This is a genomic window from Microbacterium zouquanmingi, from assembly GCF_052266695.1.
Lineage (GTDB): Bacteria > Actinomycetota > Actinomycetes > Actinomycetales > Microbacteriaceae > Microbacterium.
On the sequence record NZ_JBQPQZ010000003.1, the window covers coordinates 260,275 to 275,936 of the forward strand.

Genomic DNA, 15,662 nt, shown 5'->3' on the forward strand with positions numbered 1-15,662 from the left:
ACGTTCACGACTCCTGAGATTCCGTTGCGCCTGCGCGATGGAGCCGCGCCATCTCGCACCGCGACGTGCTGAGAGCGACCATTCCTCAGGAGTTGTGAACGCGAAGCTCAGCGGCTGCGTCCGTGCAGCAGTGGGATCATCTTCGCCACGAGGTGCATGTCGCGGTCGCTGCGCTCCATCGTCAGCAGGTTGAGAGCCGCTTTACCGGTCTGGCGGGCGACCGACTTCGGCACGCTGAACTCGCGGAGGCCATCGGCGCCGTGGATGCGACCGAAGCCCGAGCCCTTCACGCCGCCGAAGGGGAGCGCGGGGATCGCGGCGAAGCCGAGGACGGAGTTGATCGTGACGACGCCGGACTTCAGCCGTGCGGCAACGGCCTCGCCGGTCTTCGCACTCTTCGTGAAGACCGCGGCTCCGAGGCCGAACTCCGTCGCGTTCGCGAGGGTGACGGCCTCATCGAGGTCGGAGACGGCGTTGATCACGACCGTCGGCCCGAAGGTCTCGCAGCGCACGGCATCAGAATCCTCCGGCACGTCGACGAGGACGATGGGGGCGACGCGGCGACCGCCGACGGACTCCGGACCTCCGAGCACCGCGCGGCCGCCCTTGGCGACGGCATCCGCCACGTGATCGGCGATGATCGCGGACTGTGAGGCGAGGGTGAGTGGGCCGTAGGACGGGTCCTCTCCGTCCAGACGCAGGCGCTTGGCGCGCTCGATGACCTTCTCGACCAGCGGGTCACGGACCGAACGCACCGCGTAGACCCGCTCGACGCCGACGCAGGTCTGGCCGGCGTTGCCCAGGCCGCCGAAGACGATGAAGTCCGCGGCGGAGTCGAGGTCGGCATCTGCCGCGACGATCAGGGCATCCTTGCCGCCGCACTCCGCGACCAATGGGGTGAGCGTCTCGGCGCATGCGGCCATGACGCGCTTCGCGCTCGCCGTGGATCCTGTGAAGGCGACCTTGTCGACGCCGGCGCGCACGAGTGCGGCGCCCGTGGTGCGATCGCCGGTGGTCACTTGCAGCACGGGGCGGTCGGCGACCTCGTTCCAGCGGGCTTCGATCCAGCGAGCGGTGCCCGGGGCGAGCTCGCTGGGCTTGAACACGATGGCGTTTCCCGCGGCGAGTGCGTACGAGATCGATCCCATCGGTGTGTAGAGCGGGTAGTTCCACGGGCCGATGACGCCGACGACGCCGTGCGGTTCGTAACGCAGCGTGGCCTTCTGGTTGTAGTTGATGATTCCGGCCTTGACTCGACGCGGCTTGAGTACGCGGTGGGCGTTCTTGGCGGCCCAGTCGAGGTGGCTGAGCGTGAGCATTACCTCGAGCAGGGCGTCGCCGGATGGTTTGCCGGTCTCGCGAGAGATGATCGCGGCGAGATCCTGGGCGCCGCGGGCGATCGCACCCTTCCAAGCGAGCAGTGTGCGCTTGCGACCGTCGAAGCCCTGGTGCGACCACCAGGCGGCGGCCTCGCGGGCGATGCGGACGCGCTCGACGACGCGGGTGTCGTCTTCGAGGGCGTACTCGGCGATCACACGCTCATCGCGCGGATCGCGGGTGACGAGTCCGGTGGACGTTTCTTCACGGGTGGTGGTCATGTTGGGCACCTCTTGCTCTTCATTGAGAAAAAGTTAATCAAGATTCACGTTAGCGGCGTTGTGTTCGCAGGGCAAGAGGCGGCGACACTTTTCGAATGACGGTTAGAATGATCGAATGACGATGGAGCAGACATCGAAGTCGGCGCGTACCCGCCAGCGGATTCTGGATGCCGCAGCTCAGGTGCTCAGCCGCAAAGGCTATGCCGGCACGCGGCTCACCGATGTCGCCGAGGCGGCCGGCGTCCAGGCGCCTGCGATCTACTACTACTTCTCCTCACGCGACGAGCTCGTCGAGGAGGTCATGTGGGCGGGGGCTCACCGTGTGCGCGTGCACGTCGAGGAGACGCTCGAGGCGCTCCCTGATGACGCTACTGCGTGCGACCGCATCCTTGCTGGCGTCGACGCCCACCTGCGCTACGAGCTGCAGATCTCCGACTACACGACCGCTTCAGTGCGCAACGCCGGACAGGTTCCGGAGCATCTGCGCGTGCGCCCGGCTGCGGAGGAGGGGGCGTACAGCCGCTACTGGCGCGAGCTCTTCCTCGCCGCGCAGGATGCTGGTGAGCTGCGCGACGGACTCGACATCAATGTCTTCCGGCTGCTGCTGCTCGGTTCCATGAACTGGGCGGTGGAGTGGTGGAACCCCCGGACGCGATCGCTGGACGACCTCGTCCGGAGTACGCAGGATATGGTCCGCTTCGGGACATTCGCCCAGCCGTGAGAATACCCGTCCGCAGGGCGCCGAGCACCATGCGGACGGGCGGAAGTGTCAGCCGAACATCGCCAGACGTTCGGTGAGCACCCGGTGTGCCTGTGCGACGGTGCGACGCACCACATCTCCCGCGCTCGGAATGTCCCGGATGATGCCCTGGACCTGACCGACAGTCCAGATTCCGGCATCCAGGTCTCCATCCTCGAAGACCTTGCGTCCGCGAGCGCCGGCGACGAGTGGCTGCACGTCGGGGAACTGCCCGCCATCGGCGAGGATCTGCACGACCTCGTCGGAGATGGCGTTCTTCGCGACCCGCGCGGTGTTGCGCAGGCTCCGGAAGATGAGGTTCGTGTCGAGCTCTGACGCCTCGACGATCCGCTCCTTCACGGCCTGCGCGATCGGGGACTCGATCGTGCTCATGAAGCGCGAGCCCATGTTCACACCGTGTGCGCCGAGGCTGAGAGCGGCGGCGAGACCGCGTCCGTCCGCGAAACCGCCGGAGGCGATGAACGGAATCTCCAGCGCATCGGCCGCAGCCGGGATCAGTACGAGTCCGGGGACGTCGTCCTCTCCCGGATGACCGGCGCACTCGAAGCCGTCGATCGAGACCGCGGCCACGCCGACCGCCTGTGCCTTGAGAGCGTGGCGCACCGAGGTGCACTTGTGGATGACCTTGACGCCTGCGGTGTTGAAGATGTCCATGTGTGGTTCGGGGCTGGAGCCCGCGGTCTCCACGATCGTGATGCCCGCATCGATGATCGCTCGCCGGTACTCGTCGTAGGGCGGAGGGTTGATCGAGGGCAGGATCGTCAGATTCACCCCGAACGGCTTGTCAGTCAGCGTGCGTGCCCGCTCGATCTCCTTCACGAGATCGGCCGGCGTCGGCTGCGTGAGCGCGGTGATCATCCCGAGACCGCCGGCCTCCGAGACGGCCGCGGCGAGCTCGGCACGGCCGACCCACATCATGCCGCCCTGGACGACCGGATGCTCGATGCCGAGCGCCTCGGTGAACGGGGTGCGCAGGCTGGGCACGGTCCGTGTCTCGCTCATCGGTACTCCTCCCCGGACTCCGCGCGGGCGATGAGTGACGCGGGCGGTGCGAAGCGCTCGCCATAGGCGGCTGCCAGTTCTCGGGCGCGGGTGACGAAGCCAGCCAGCCCGCCTTCGTACTGGTTCACGTACTGCAGTACACCACCGGTCCAGGCGGGGAAGCCGATGCCGTAGATCGAGCCGATGTTGGCGTCGGCGACCGAGGTGAGCACGTTGTTGTCAAGGCAGTCGATGGTGTCAAGCGCTTCGGCGAACAGCATCCGCTCCTGCAGATCCACAAGCGGCAGCACCGTGCGCCCCGAGTCGTACTTTTCGCGCAGACCGGGCCAGATGCCGCCCCGCTTGCCCTCGGGGGAGTAGTCGTAGAATCCGCCGCCGGCCCTGCGGCCCGGGCGCTTCTGTTCGTCGACAATCCAGTCCATGATCGCTTCGGAGGGGTGCTCGACCCATACACCGCCTTCGGCCTCGACGGCCGCGCGGGTCTCCTGCCGGATCTTCTGCGACAGCGAGATCGTCAGCTCGTCCAACAACTGCAGGGCGCCCGCTGGGTATCCGGCCTGGAGAGCCGCCTGCTCGACGGAAGCCGGCTCCACGCCCTCGCCGACCGCGGCGACCGCCTCGGCGATGAACTTGCCGATGACCCGCGAGGTGAAGAATCCGCGGGAGTCGTTGACGACGATCGGCGTCTTGCGGATCTGCTGCACGTAGTCGAACGTCTTCGCGAGCACCTCGTCGCCGGTGTTCTCGCCGCGCACGATCTCCACGAGCGGCATCTTGTCGACGGGGGAGAAGAAGTGGATGCCGATGAAGTCTTCGCGCCGCTTCACACCCTCGCTGAGCTCGGTGATCGGCAGCGTCGACGTGTTGGATCCGAGCACAGCATCCGGCTTCACCACATCCTCGATCTCCTGGAAGACGCCCTGCTTCACCGGCACCGACTCGAACACCGCCTCGATGACGAAGTCGACGCCGTCGAAGTCGGCGGCATCGCCGGTCGGGTGGATCCGCGCCAGCAGTGCCTCGGACTTCTCCGGCGTGGTCTTGCCGCGCGCGAGCGCCTTCTCCTCGAGCTGGCGCGAGTAGTCCTTGCCCTTCTCAGCGGCCTCGGCGGAAACATCCTTGAGCACGACCTCGATCCCGGCCTTCGCCGAGACGTAGGCGATGCCGGCGCCCATCATGCCCGCGCCGACGACGCCCACCTTCGTGGCGGTGAACTTCGGGAACGGCTCGCCGTTCGCCTCTCCGTTCCCTGCGCCTGTCGAAGGGCGGCTGCCGCCGGAGTTGATCTCCTGCAGGTCGAAGAAGAACGCCTTGATCATGTTTTTCGCGACCTGACCGTGGGTAAGGCTCACTAAGTACCGCGTTTCGACGCGGGATGCCGTGTCGAAGTCGACGTAGGCGCCCTCGACGGCCGCAGCCATCGCCGCGCGAGGCGCGGGCATCGGAGCGCCCTTGAGCTGCTTGCGCAGCAGGGCCGGCATCCCCGGGAGGAGCGCGGCGACGCCCGGGGAGGTCGGGGCGCCGCCCGGGAGGCGGAAGCCCTTCTCGTCCCAGGGCTTGACCGGTGCGGGGTTCGCGGCGATCCAGGCGCGGGCGTGGGCGTCCAGCTCCGCGAGCGGAGCGACCTCGTCGATGATCCCCACGGCGAGAGCGCCATCGGCGCTGAAGCGGGTGGCGGGGAGGATGACCTCCTGTAGGGCCTTCTGAAGTCCCAGCATCCGCACGGTGCGGGTCACACCGCCGCCGCCGGGAAGCAGGCCCAGCGAGACCTCGGGGAGGCCGAACTGGGCGCCGTGGGCGTCTGACGCCGCGATGCGGTGGTGCGCGGCGAGGGCGACCTCGAGGCCGCCGCCGAGCGCGGTCCCGTTGAGGGCGGCGACGACCGGCTTGCCCAGTTGCTCGATCCGGCGCAGCAGCGCCTTCACGTGATCGATGTGCGCGGTCTCCTCCGTTGCCTTCGCGGGATCCGCCGCGCGCAGCAGGTTCAGGTCTCCGCCGGCGAACCAGCTCTTCTTCGCTGAGGCGAGGATGACGCCGGCGATGTTCTCGCGTTCGGCCTCCAGCCGGCCGACGGTCGCCTCGAGGGATGCGACGAAATGCGGGTTCATGGTGTTGACCGCGGCGTTCGGGTCATCCATCGTGACGGTGACGATGCTGTCGGTATCCAGATCCCAGGCGTAGCCGGTGTAGACGTCAGTGGTTTCTGCGACGTTCTCTGCAATGCTCATGATTCTTCTCAGACCTTTCGTCTCAGACCCGCTCGATGATGGTGGCGATTCCCATGCCGGCGCCGACGCAGAGCGTGGCGAGGCCGCGCTTGAGGTCCCGTCGCTCGAGCTCGTCGAGCAGGGTGCCGAGGATCATCGCGCCGGTGGCGCCCAGGGGGTGGCCGAGCGCGATGGCGCCGCCGTTGACGTTGACCTTGTCGTCCGGGATGCCGAGATCCTTCTGCCATTTCATGACGACGGCCGCGAATGCCTCGTTCAGCTCGAACAGGTCGATGTCGTCCACCGTCAGTCCGGCGCGGTCCAGGGCCTTCTGTGTCACCGGGGTGGGGCCGGTGAGCATGATGGTCGGCTCGGAGCCGATGACGGCCGTGGCGACGATGCGGGCGCGGGGCTTCAGCCCTGCGGCTTCTCCGGCCTCACCCGATCCGATGAGCATGAGAGCCGCGCCATCCACGATCCCCGACGAGTTGCCGGGGCCGTGCACGTGCTCGATACGCTCGACGGCGTGGTACTTCTGCAGGGCCACGGCGTCGAAGCCGGCCTGCACGCCGGCAGTGGCGAAGCTCGCGGGCAGCTTTCCGAGCGATTCGACGGTCGACTCCGGACGGCGGTGCTCGTCGGTGTCGAGCAGCACGACACCGTTGAAGTCCTTCACCGGCACGATCGACTTGTCAAAGCGCCCCTCCTGCCACGCGGTCTCGGCGCGCTGCTGCGAGCGGGCGGCGAAGGCATCGACGTCCTCGCGGCTGAAGCCCTCGATCGTGGCGATGAGGTCGGCGCCGATGCCCTGCGGCACGAAGTAGTTGTCGTAGGCGGTGGTCGGATCCTGCGCGTAGGCGCCGCCGTCCGATCCGATCGGCACCCGCGACATCGACTCGACGCCGCCGGCGAGCACGAGGTCCTCGTATCCTGAGGCGACCTTCTGGGCTGCGAGGTTCACGGCCTCCAGGCCTGAGGCGCAGAACCGATTGATCTGCACGCCGGCGACGGTCTCGGGCAGCTCCGCCACGAGTGCGGCGGTGCGGGCGATGTCGCCGCCCTGCTCGCCGACCGGAGAGACGACGCCGAGCACGATGTCGTCGACCCTGCTCGTGTCGAACTCCGGGTTGCGGTCGCGGATCGCGTCGATCAGCGTGACGACGAGGTCGACAGGCTTGGTGCCGTGCAAGGCGCCGCCGCGGTTCTTGCCACGGGGCGTGCGCACGGCGTCGTAGATGTACGCGTCTGTCATGTTCCTTCTCCTGCTCCTATGCGGGGATGACTAAAGGCCGAGGTCCCGACCGACGATCTCCTTCATGATCTCTGTCGTTCCTCCGTAGATGGTGGTGATTCGCGCATCGAGGTAGTCCTGGGCGATGCGGTACTCCTGCATGTAGCCGTATCCGCCGTGCAGCTGCAGGCAGCGGTTCACGATGTCGACGTACTGCTCGGTGGTCCAGAACTTCGCCGCCGAGGCATCCGCCGCCGACAGTGCACCCTCATTGTGCTGCTTGATCGCCTGGTCGACGTACGAGCGGCTGGCCTGCGTCGCGGTGACCATCTCGGCCAGTTCGAATCGGGTGTTCTGGAACGAGCCGATCGGCTTTCCGAAGGCGGTGCGGTCGCGCACGTAGTCGAGGGTGCGGGCGAGCACGCCCTCGCTGGATGCCACAGCTCCCGCAGCGATCGACAGGCGCTCCTGAGGCAGGTTCTTCATGAGGCCGAGAAAGCCCGCGCCCTCTTCGCCGAGCAGATTGGATGCCGGTACCCGCACGTCCTCGAAGATGAGCTCGCTGGTGTCCTGTGCGTGCAGGCCGACCTTGTCGAGGTTCTTGCCGCGTGAGAACCCGGCCATGCCGCGCTCGATGACGATCAGGCTGAGGCCCTTGTGCGGGTCGGGCGAGGTGCGCACGGCCGTGGCAATCAGATCGGCGTTCTGGCCGTTGGAGATGAAGATCTTCGAGCCGTTGACGATGTAGTCGTCGCCATCGCGCACGGCGGTGGTGCGGATGCCGGCGAGGTCGCTGCCGGTGCCGGGTTCAGTCATCGCGATCGCGGTGATGAGCTCGCCCGCGGCGATGCCGGGCAGCCAGTGCTGTTTCTGCTCGTCATTCGTGAGGTCGGTGAAGTAGGGGATGGTGATGTCGTTCGACAGGGCGATGCCGGCCATGCCGCTTGAGACCGGGTTGCTCGCCAGCTCCTCGGCCATGATCGCGTTGAATCGGAAGTCGTCGGTGCCGCCGCCGCCGTACGCCTCATCGATCGAGAACCCGAGAATGCCGGCTTCAGCTGCCGCGGTGAACAGTTCGCGGTCGACGACGCCCTCGGCATCCCAGCGCTCGGCATTGGGCTTGGCGTTGCGCTCGACGAACTCGCGCACGATGTTGCGGAACTCTTCGTGGTCGTCGTCGTACAGGTCTCGTGTCAGCGCCATCGCCGTCTCTCCTTCTCCGCGTCGTCGCGGTCACAGTTTTTATTATGCATTCAAAATTTTAGGAGTCAAGCCCGAGTAATCCAATCAGGAACAGCTTGCGCAAGGAGGGAAGTTTAATGAAGATTAGAGAAATCCAGTTGATCGAGGGAGATCTTCATGACGCACGTCGATGGACCGCTGACCGGGCGCACGGCGCTGGTCACCGGCGCCAGTAGGGGGATCGGGCTGGCTATTGCGCAGCGCCTGATCGCGGACGGCGCCTCGGTGTGCCTGACTGCCCGCCGCGAGGAGCAGCTGGCCGAAGCGGTCGACGGTTTCGGAGACCGCGCGATCGGCGTCGCCGGGGCTGCCGACGATCCGGTGCACCGCGCTGAGGTGTTCGAACGGATCGCGACTGAGTTCGGCCGCCTCGACATCCTCATCAACAACGCCGGGATCAATCCGGTCTACGGTCCGCTCGCCGGCCTCGACCTCGATGCCGCGCGCAAGGTGCTCGAGGTCAACGTCATCGGCACTCTCGCCTGGACGCAGGAGGCGGTGGGTGCCGGCCTCGGTGCGCAGTCGAACGCCGGCGTTGTCGTCAACCTCTCCTCCGTCACCGGTGAGGTGCCCTCTCCCGGCATCGGCTGGTACGGCGTGACCAAGGCGGCCGTCAGTCACCTCACCCGCACGCTGTCGGTCGAGCTCGCACCGCGCATCCGGGTGAACGCGGTGGCACCTGCGGTCGTGAAGACGCGGTTCGCCCGCGCGCTGTACGAGGGACGCGAGGGCGAGATCGCCGCCGACTATCCGATGGGCAGGCTCGGCACGCCGGAAGACGTGGCGGATGCCGTCGCCTATCTCTGCGTCGACGGCTCGGGGTGGGTCACCGGGCAGGTTCTCAACCTCGACGGCGGACTGCTGAACGCCGGAGGCACGGCATGAACGACCTGGTTGCGCGCACGCGCGCCTTCGTCCGGGGCGTCGTCATCCCCGCCGAACCCGGCTGGGGCGAGATACTGTCGGGTGCCGCGCTGCAGGGCCTGCGCGCCCAGGCGAAAGCCGCCGGGGTGTACGCGCCGCACGCGCCGCGCGAGTACGGCGGTCTCGGGCTGTCGCTGCCCGAATGGTCGCCGGTGTTCCAGGAGGCCGGATACTCGCTGATCGGGCCAGCTGTTCTCAACTGCATGGCGCCCGATGAGGGCAACATGAGACTGCTCGAAGTCGTCGCCACCGACGACCAGAAAGAGCGGTACCTGCGCCCGCTGGTGGACGGCAGTGTCCGTTCGTCGTTCGCGATGACGGAGCCGCACCCCGGCGCCGGGTCCGACCCGGATGCCCTGGCCGCCGTCGCCGAGCGCGTCGACGGTGGCTGGAGGATCAGCGGTGAGAAACGGTTCATCTCCGGGGCCGAGGGCGCGAGCTTCGCGATCGTGATGGCGCGCACGGCCGCGGACGGCGAGCATCCGGCCGGGGCGACGATGCTGCTGACGCCGCTCTCGGCTGACGGCGTGCGCATCGGTCCCGGCATCCGCACGATCGAGGCGGCGATCGCCGGCGGGCATCCGCATGTCGTCTTCCGTGATGTGTTCGTGCCCGACGCCGACGTGCTCGGCACACCCGGCGCGGGCTTCCGATACGCGCAGGTGAGGCTCGGGCCCGCACGTCTCACGCACTGCATGCGCTGGCTGGGGTTGGCGCGGCGGGCGTTCGACATCAGCCTCGACCGCGCCAACGGTCGCTCACTCTTCGGAGCGCAGCTCGCCGACCTCGGCGTCGCGCAGGCGATGATCGCGGACAGTGCGATTGACATCGAGACGTCCGCCGCGATCATCGACCGTGCCGCGGTGGTGCTCGACGACGAGCCGCGTGCCGGTGCCGCGCTGTCATCGATTGCGAAGGTGCACTGCTCGGAGGCGGTGTTCCGGGTGATCGATCGTGCAGTCCAGCTGTGCGGCGGCGACGGAGTGAGCTCCGGCCTGCCGCTGATCCAGTACCTCAACGAGGTGCGGCCGTTCCGGATCTACGACGGGTCGAGCGAGACGCATCGCTGGGCGATCGCGCGACGGGCCGCGAAGGCTCGGCAGCGGGCTGTGGATGCCGGGGAGCCCCGCCGTGACATCGTCGGAGGTGCACCATGAACGCCACCGACCTCGAGGTGGTGCGCACGTGGGATGAAGCGGCCCTGCTGGATCGGCCCCCGCTGCTCGTGCTCGAACCGCTCGGCGAGCGTCTCGCCTCGGTCGGGCTGGGGCTGGTCGGACTCGGTGGGGGCGAGATCCGCTGGGCCCGGATCGGCGAGGGGCACTCGAACGTGACCTTCTTGCTCGAGCTTGCCGGCCGCAGGCTCGTGCTGCGCCGGGGTCCGCGGCCCCCGCTCCCGCCGTCAACGCACGACATGCTGCGCGAGGCGCGGGTGCAGAGGTTGCTCGCCGCGGAGGGGGCGCCCGTGCCGACGATCGTCGACGTGTGCAATGACGAGAGCGTGCTGGGTGTGCCGTTCTACGTCATGGAGCATCTCGACGGAGAGGTCGTCACCGATCTGATGCCGGCGCACCTCGACACTGATGAGGGTCGTACGGCGCTTCCCTTCGCGGCCGTCGACGCACTCGCCGGGCTCCACGCGCTCGATGTCAGCGCGGGCGATCTGGCCGGGCTTGGCCGCCCGGACGGGTATCTCATCCGGCAGGTGGAGCGTTTCGCATCTCTGTGGCCGAAGGTGTCGCGGCGGACGCTTCCCGAGGTGGACCGCATCGCCGAGTGGCTGCGGGACAACCGGCCGGTCTCGGCGCGGGCATCCGTCGTGCATGGCGACTACCGCATCGGGAACCTGATGTTCCGGGGCTCGGGGCCGGCGGAGGTGCAGGCGATCCTGGACTGGGAGATGGCGACGCTCGGCGACCCGCTCGCCGACCTCGGCTATCTCGTTGCGACGTATGCCAGCCCGGATGCCGCGCCCACGCCGCTCGAGCTGACGACCGTGACCCGCGGGGAGGGGTATCCGCGACGAGCGGAGCTGGTCGAGCGGTACGTCGCCCGCACCGGCGCGGACGTCTCGGCGCTGTCTTGGTACGAGGTGCTCGCGCTGTGGAAGGCCGCCGTGTTCTGCGAGGCCATCTACACGCGCTGGCTGGACGGCGAGCGCCCCGGTGACGCCTTCGGCCCGACGCTGGAGGTCGGGGTGCCGGCGCTGTTGGCTGCTGCTGCTGCGGCAGCAGCCCGGTAGTCGGGGCTGCACCCGCCGAAAGAGGAAGACCCCCGCCGACCCGATTCGGCGGGGGTCCTTTCGCGGTCTGATGACCGCGGGGGGAGCTGTGCTCACCGTTGTGCGGGACGTGTACGACTACCCGATCCGGTCTGAACCTTCCGCACATCTGCAGTTGTAATCGGCGCACATGTCCGGATGGTGAACAGCACTCAACGAAAGGACGGCGACTTGCTATGCACAATCGTCGGATGGTGGCGATCTGTGCACAGGCCGCGGAATTCCGGGCTCGTCCTCGGTGCAGAACAGTCATCATCGGGGCATGACAAATACAACCCCGCACCTCAAAGACCGAGTCCTCGACAGTGACGACGACCTGCGCGATGTTCTGGAGCGCCTGCTGCAGCGCGCGAATCAGAGGCAGATGTGGTTGATGTTCATGGATGATCGCGGATGCCTCGGCGATCCGTTCGTGCCGATGAGCGACTACCCCGTGGACCCGAACGCCGTCGTCGAACTCGCCGACCTCGGCACTGTCACCAACGCCTATCTGCTCATGAATCGGGCAGGGCTCATGCTGGAAGCGACCGGGAACGCTAGCGTGATCCTCGCCTGGGAGCGTCGCGGTCCCAGCGCGGTGGTCGACGTTGATCGCTCCTGGGCGCGAGCGATGGCAGAAGCAGCGGCCGAGATGGAGATCCCCCTGCGCGCCCAGTTCGTCGTGCACTCGCGCGGTGTGCGCCAACTGCACCCCGATGACTACCTGTGACGCCGGCGACATATACAAGGGCGCCCTAGTAAATCTCAGGAGATCCGCGTAATGTGAACATCGTGCCAATGAAGGCACGAAGGGACATCACACAATGATTCGTACCATTCCACATTTTGTTGGCGGATCGCTCCTCACCCCGGATGCTGGCCGCTTCAACGAGGTCTACGACCCAAGCTCGGGCGAGGTGCAGGCACAGGTGCCGCTGGCCTCGGCCGACGAGGTGCGCGAGGTGATCGCGAACGCCGAAGCCGCGCAGCCGGCGTGGGCAGCGACCAATCCGCAGAAGCGCGCTCGCGTGCTGTTGCGCTTCCTCGAACTCGTCCACCGCGATATGGATGAGCTGGCGCGGCTGTTGTCCAGTGAACACGGCAAGACCCTCGACGATGCTCGTGGAGACATCCAGCGCGGCCTTGAAGTGATCGAGTTCTCCGCCGGCGCGCCGCATCTGCTCAAAGGGGAGTACTCCACGGCCGCCGGTACCGGGATCGACGTATATTCCATGCGTCAGCCGCTCGGTGTCGTGGCGGGCATCACGCCGTTCAACTTCCCCGCGATGATTCCACTGTGGAAGATCGGCCCGGCGATCGCGGCGGGCAACGCCTTCGTGCTCAAGCCCAGCGAGCGCGATCCCTCTGTTCCTGTCCGGCTCGCCGAGCTGTTCCTCGAGGCGGGGCTGCCCGCAGGCATCCTCAATGTCGTCCACGGCGACAAAGAAGCCGTCGACGCCCTGCTCACCGATGACCGGATCAAGGCCGTCGGCTTCGTGGGCTCCACGCCCATCGCCGAGTACATCTATACGACGGCGATCGCGAACGGCAAGCGCGCCCAGTGCTTCGGTGGGGCCAAGAACCACATGGTCGTCATGCCCGATGCTGACCTCGACCAGGTCGCCGACGCACTGATCGGCGCGGGCTACGGCTCAGCGGGCGAGCGCTGCATGGCAATCTCGGTCGCTGTTCCCGTCGGCGAAGAGACCGCCGATGCGCTCGCCGCGAAGCTCACCGAACGCGTCGCCCAGCTCAGGGTCGGCCCAGCGCTCGCGGACGGCTTCGACTATGGCCCCCTCGTCAGCGCCGCGGCGGTCGAGCGGGTCAGCGACTATATCCAGCAGGGCGTCGATGCCGGGGCGACGCTTCTCGCCGACGGGCGAGGCTTCTCAGTCGAAGACCATGAAGAAGGCTTCTACCTCGGCCCGACCCTGTTCGACCACGTCACCACCGACATGTCGATCTACCGCGAAGAGGTCTTCGGGCCGGTGCTCGTCATCGCCCGCGCTGCGGATTACGAAGAGGCTCTTGCGATGGCGTCCGATCACGAGTTCGGCAACGGCGTTGCCATCTTCACCCGTGACGGCGACGCGGCCCGCGACTTCACCGCACGTGTGAATGTCGGGATGGTCGGCGTCAATGTGCCCATCCCCGTGCCGATCGCGTACTTCACGTTCGGCGGCTGGAAGAAGTCGGGCTTCGGCGATCTCAACCAGCACGGCACCGACGCGTTCCGCTTCTACACGAAGACCAAGACAGTGACCAGCCGCTGGCCGGCGCATGGGGTGCGCGACGGCGCCAGCTTCGTCATCCCGACCATGCACTAGGAGGCCGACATGACCATGACATCGACTTTCACCACTGCAGAAGAGCGCGAAGCGATCCTGGACGCCGTCCGCGACTACGCCGAAACCGCCCTCGCACCCTTCGCGATCGAGCGCGACGAGAAGCATCTGTTCCCCAGGGAGGCGCTGCACCGCGGCGGCGAACTCGGACTCGGTGGCATCTACGTGCGCGAGGAGTCCGGAGGGACGGGGCTCAGCCGCACTGACACCGTCGCGATCTTCGAGGAACTCGCCAAAGCGGACCCGACCATCGCGTCGTACATCTCGATCCACAACATGGTCGCCTGGATGATCGACATCTACGGCGACGACGCGCAGCGGAGCGAGTGGCTCCCGAAGCTGACGGTCATGAGCGAGTTCGGCAGCTACTGCCTGACCGAGCCAGGGGCCGGATCCGATGCAGCCGCGATCGCCACCAGTGCGGTCCGTGAGGGCGACGACTACGTGCTCACCGGCGTCAAGCAGTTCATCTCCGGCGCGGGCGAATCGGGCATCTACGTCGTGATGGCCAGGACGGGCGCCGCGGACTCGGGAGCTCGCGGTATCAGCGCCTTCCTCGTTCCGGCAGGAGCGGAGGGCCTCAGCTTCGGTGCGCTCGAGAAGAAGATGGGCTGGCGCGCTCAGCCCACCCGTCAGGTCAGCTTCGATGGGGTTCGGGTTGCAGCATCCGCCATGCTCGGCGACGAGGGCAGGGGCTTCGCGATCGCGATGTCGGCGCTCAACGGCGGCCGACTCAACATCGCCGCCTGTTCGCTCGGCGGCGCGCAGTGGGCCCTTGACCGTGCCGTGGCATATGTGCACGAGCGCGTCGCCTTCGGCGAGCCGCTCGCCGAGAAGCAGTCGATCCTGTTCACGATCGCCGACATGCGCACGGATCTGCACGCGGCGCGGCTGATGGTGCGAGATGGCGCGCTCGCCGTGGACGAGCAGGCGCCGGATGCCACAATGCGCTGCGCGATGGCCAAGCGCTTCGCGACGGATGCGGGATTCGACGTCGCCAATCGCGCCCTTCAACTGCACGGCGGTTATGGCTACCTTCAGGACTACGGAATCGAGAAGGTCGTGCGCGACCTGCGCGTGCACCAGATCCTCGAGGGGACCAACGAGATCATGCGTCTGATCGTCGGCCGCGAGATGCTGCGACCGGCGGGATCCGTTTCGATGAGGAGCACATCATGACCCGAATCGCGTTCCTGGGCCTGGGGCACATGGGCCTGCCGATGGCCGTGAACCTGACGAAGGCCGGGCACGAGGTGCACGGCTTCGATCTGATGCCCGCGGCAGTCGAGGCGGCCCGTGCCGCTGGTATCCCTATCGCCGATAGCGGTGCGGATGCCGCGAAAGATGCGGATGTCGTGATCACGATGTTCCCGGCCGGAAAGCATGTTCTCGACGCCTACGAGGGCGGGCTGCTCGCGGCTGCCGCCCCTGGGACGCTGTTCATCGAATCGTCGACGATCGCCGTGGATGAAGCGCAGGCCGCGCATGCGCTGGCGATCGCGGCGGGGCATAGGAGTGTGGATGCTCCGGTCTCGGGCGGTGTCGTCGGGGCAGAGAACGGCACCCTGGCATTCATGGTCGGTGGGTCGGATGACGACTTCGCGGCGGCGCTGCCGCTGCTCGAAGCGATGGGCAAGCGGATCGTGCACTGCGGTGGTCCAGGACTCGGGCAGGCGGCGAAGGTCTGCAACAACATGATCCTGGCGGTATCCCAGATCGCGGTCGGTGAGGCGTTCGTGCTGGGGGAGCGGCTGGGGCTCTCGCACGAGGCGCTGTTCGACGTGGTCTCGCAGGCGTCCGGGCAGTGCTGGTCGATCACGACGAACTGTCCGGTTCCAGGCCCCGTGCCGACGAGTCCGGCCAATCGCGACTATCAGCCGGGATTCGCAGGCGCCCTGATGGCCAAGGACCTGGGGCTCGCGCTGCAGGCGATCGAGCAGACCGCAACCGATGCGAAGATGGGGCGGCTCGCGCAGCAGCTCTATGCGGACTTCGCCGCGGGCGACGGCGCGGGGCGGGATTTCTCCGGCATCATCACCGATATCCGCGACGGGAGCGTCTGACGCACCCTGGCCTCAGGCAGACTGAACTCA

General features: G+C 67.3%; 13 protein-coding genes. 8 read left to right on the top strand and 5 right to left on the bottom strand.

Annotated elements, in window-relative coordinates:
- Positions 1 to 107: 107 nt before the first annotated feature.
- Positions 108 to 1,598 carry an aldehyde dehydrogenase family protein gene (locus ACTU6U_RS08260; protein WP_443468646.1) on the bottom strand — a complete coding sequence of 497 codons (1,491 nt, stop codon included), beginning with the start codon at positions 1,596 to 1,598 and terminating at the stop codon, positions 108 to 110.
- A gap of 115 nt (positions 1,599 to 1,713) precedes the next feature.
- On the opposite strand from ACTU6U_RS08260, the gene ACTU6U_RS08265 reads away from it, so the two are divergent.
- Positions 1,714 to 2,319 (top strand): TetR/AcrR family transcriptional regulator, encoded by a 606-nt coding sequence (locus ACTU6U_RS08265; RefSeq protein ID WP_443468647.1) that lies wholly within the window; start codon positions 1,714 to 1,716, stop codon positions 2,317 to 2,319.
- Positions 2,320 to 2,367: 48 nt separating this feature from the next.
- Here ACTU6U_RS08265 and ACTU6U_RS08270 read toward each other — a convergent pair whose 3' ends face one another.
- The 4 genes from ACTU6U_RS08270 to ACTU6U_RS08285 are packed head-to-tail and all read right to left on the bottom strand — an operon-like array spanning position 2,368 to position 8,001.
- The gene (locus ACTU6U_RS08270) at positions 2,368 to 3,360 is read right to left on the bottom strand and encodes an NAD(P)H-dependent flavin oxidoreductase (protein WP_443468648.1); all 993 of its coding nucleotides are present in this window, start codon (positions 3,358 to 3,360) and stop codon (positions 2,368 to 2,370) included.
- Positions 3,357 to 5,588: a 3-hydroxyacyl-CoA dehydrogenase NAD-binding domain-containing protein gene (locus ACTU6U_RS08275; protein WP_443468649.1), complete on the bottom strand. Its 2,232-nt coding sequence runs from the start codon at positions 5,586 to 5,588 to the stop codon at positions 3,357 to 3,359. Before ACTU6U_RS08275 ends, ACTU6U_RS08270 begins: the two co-directional genes overlap by 4 nt.
- Positions 5,589 to 5,610: 22 nt before the next feature.
- Positions 5,611 to 6,819 (bottom strand): acetyl-CoA C-acetyltransferase, encoded by a 1,209-nt coding sequence (locus tag ACTU6U_RS08280; RefSeq protein WP_443468650.1) that lies wholly within the window; start codon positions 6,817 to 6,819, stop codon positions 5,611 to 5,613.
- Positions 6,820 to 6,849: 30 nt separating this feature from the next.
- Positions 6,850 to 8,001, bottom strand: a complete 1,152-nt coding sequence (locus tag ACTU6U_RS08285; RefSeq protein ID WP_443468651.1) for an acyl-CoA dehydrogenase family protein — start codon at positions 7,999 to 8,001, stop codon at positions 6,850 to 6,852.
- A gap of 156 nt (positions 8,002 to 8,157) precedes the next feature.
- On the opposite strand from ACTU6U_RS08285, the gene ACTU6U_RS08290 reads away from it, so the two are divergent.
- The 7 genes from ACTU6U_RS08290 (at position 8,158) to mmsB (ending at position 15,632) form a co-directional block, all read left to right on the top strand.
- On the top strand, positions 8,158 to 8,925 hold the full coding sequence (locus tag ACTU6U_RS08290; RefSeq protein WP_443468652.1) for an SDR family oxidoreductase: 768 nt from the start codon (positions 8,158 to 8,160) through the stop codon (positions 8,923 to 8,925).
- The gene (locus ACTU6U_RS08295) at positions 8,922 to 10,121 is read left to right on the top strand and encodes an acyl-CoA dehydrogenase family protein (protein WP_443468653.1); all 1,200 of its coding nucleotides are present in this window, start codon (positions 8,922 to 8,924) and stop codon (positions 10,119 to 10,121) included. The genes ACTU6U_RS08290 and ACTU6U_RS08295 overlap by 4 nt, the downstream gene beginning before the upstream one ends.
- On the top strand, positions 10,118 to 11,206 hold the full coding sequence (locus tag ACTU6U_RS08300; protein ID WP_443468654.1) for a phosphotransferase family protein: 1,089 nt from the start codon (positions 10,118 to 10,120) through the stop codon (positions 11,204 to 11,206). Before ACTU6U_RS08295 ends, ACTU6U_RS08300 begins: the two co-directional genes overlap by 4 nt.
- A gap of 301 nt (positions 11,207 to 11,507) precedes the next feature.
- Complete coding sequence (locus ACTU6U_RS08305) at positions 11,508 to 11,954, top strand: hypothetical protein (protein WP_443468655.1); 447 nt, start codon at positions 11,508 to 11,510, stop codon at positions 11,952 to 11,954.
- Between the two features lie 94 nt (positions 11,955 to 12,048).
- On the top strand, positions 12,049 to 13,551 hold the full coding sequence (locus ACTU6U_RS08310; protein ID WP_443468656.1) for a CoA-acylating methylmalonate-semialdehyde dehydrogenase: 1,503 nt from the start codon (positions 12,049 to 12,051) through the stop codon (positions 13,549 to 13,551).
- 9 nt (positions 13,552 to 13,560) lie between these two features.
- Entirely contained in the window at positions 13,561 to 14,748 is a 1,188-nt protein-coding gene (locus ACTU6U_RS08315; protein ID WP_443468657.1) for an acyl-CoA dehydrogenase family protein, read from the top strand.
- Positions 14,745 to 15,632: a 3-hydroxyisobutyrate dehydrogenase gene (gene mmsB, locus ACTU6U_RS08320; protein ID WP_443468658.1), complete on the top strand. Its 888-nt coding sequence runs from the start codon at positions 14,745 to 14,747 to the stop codon at positions 15,630 to 15,632. Before ACTU6U_RS08315 ends, mmsB begins: the two co-directional genes overlap by 4 nt.
- Positions 15,633 to 15,662 lie beyond the last annotated feature (30 nt).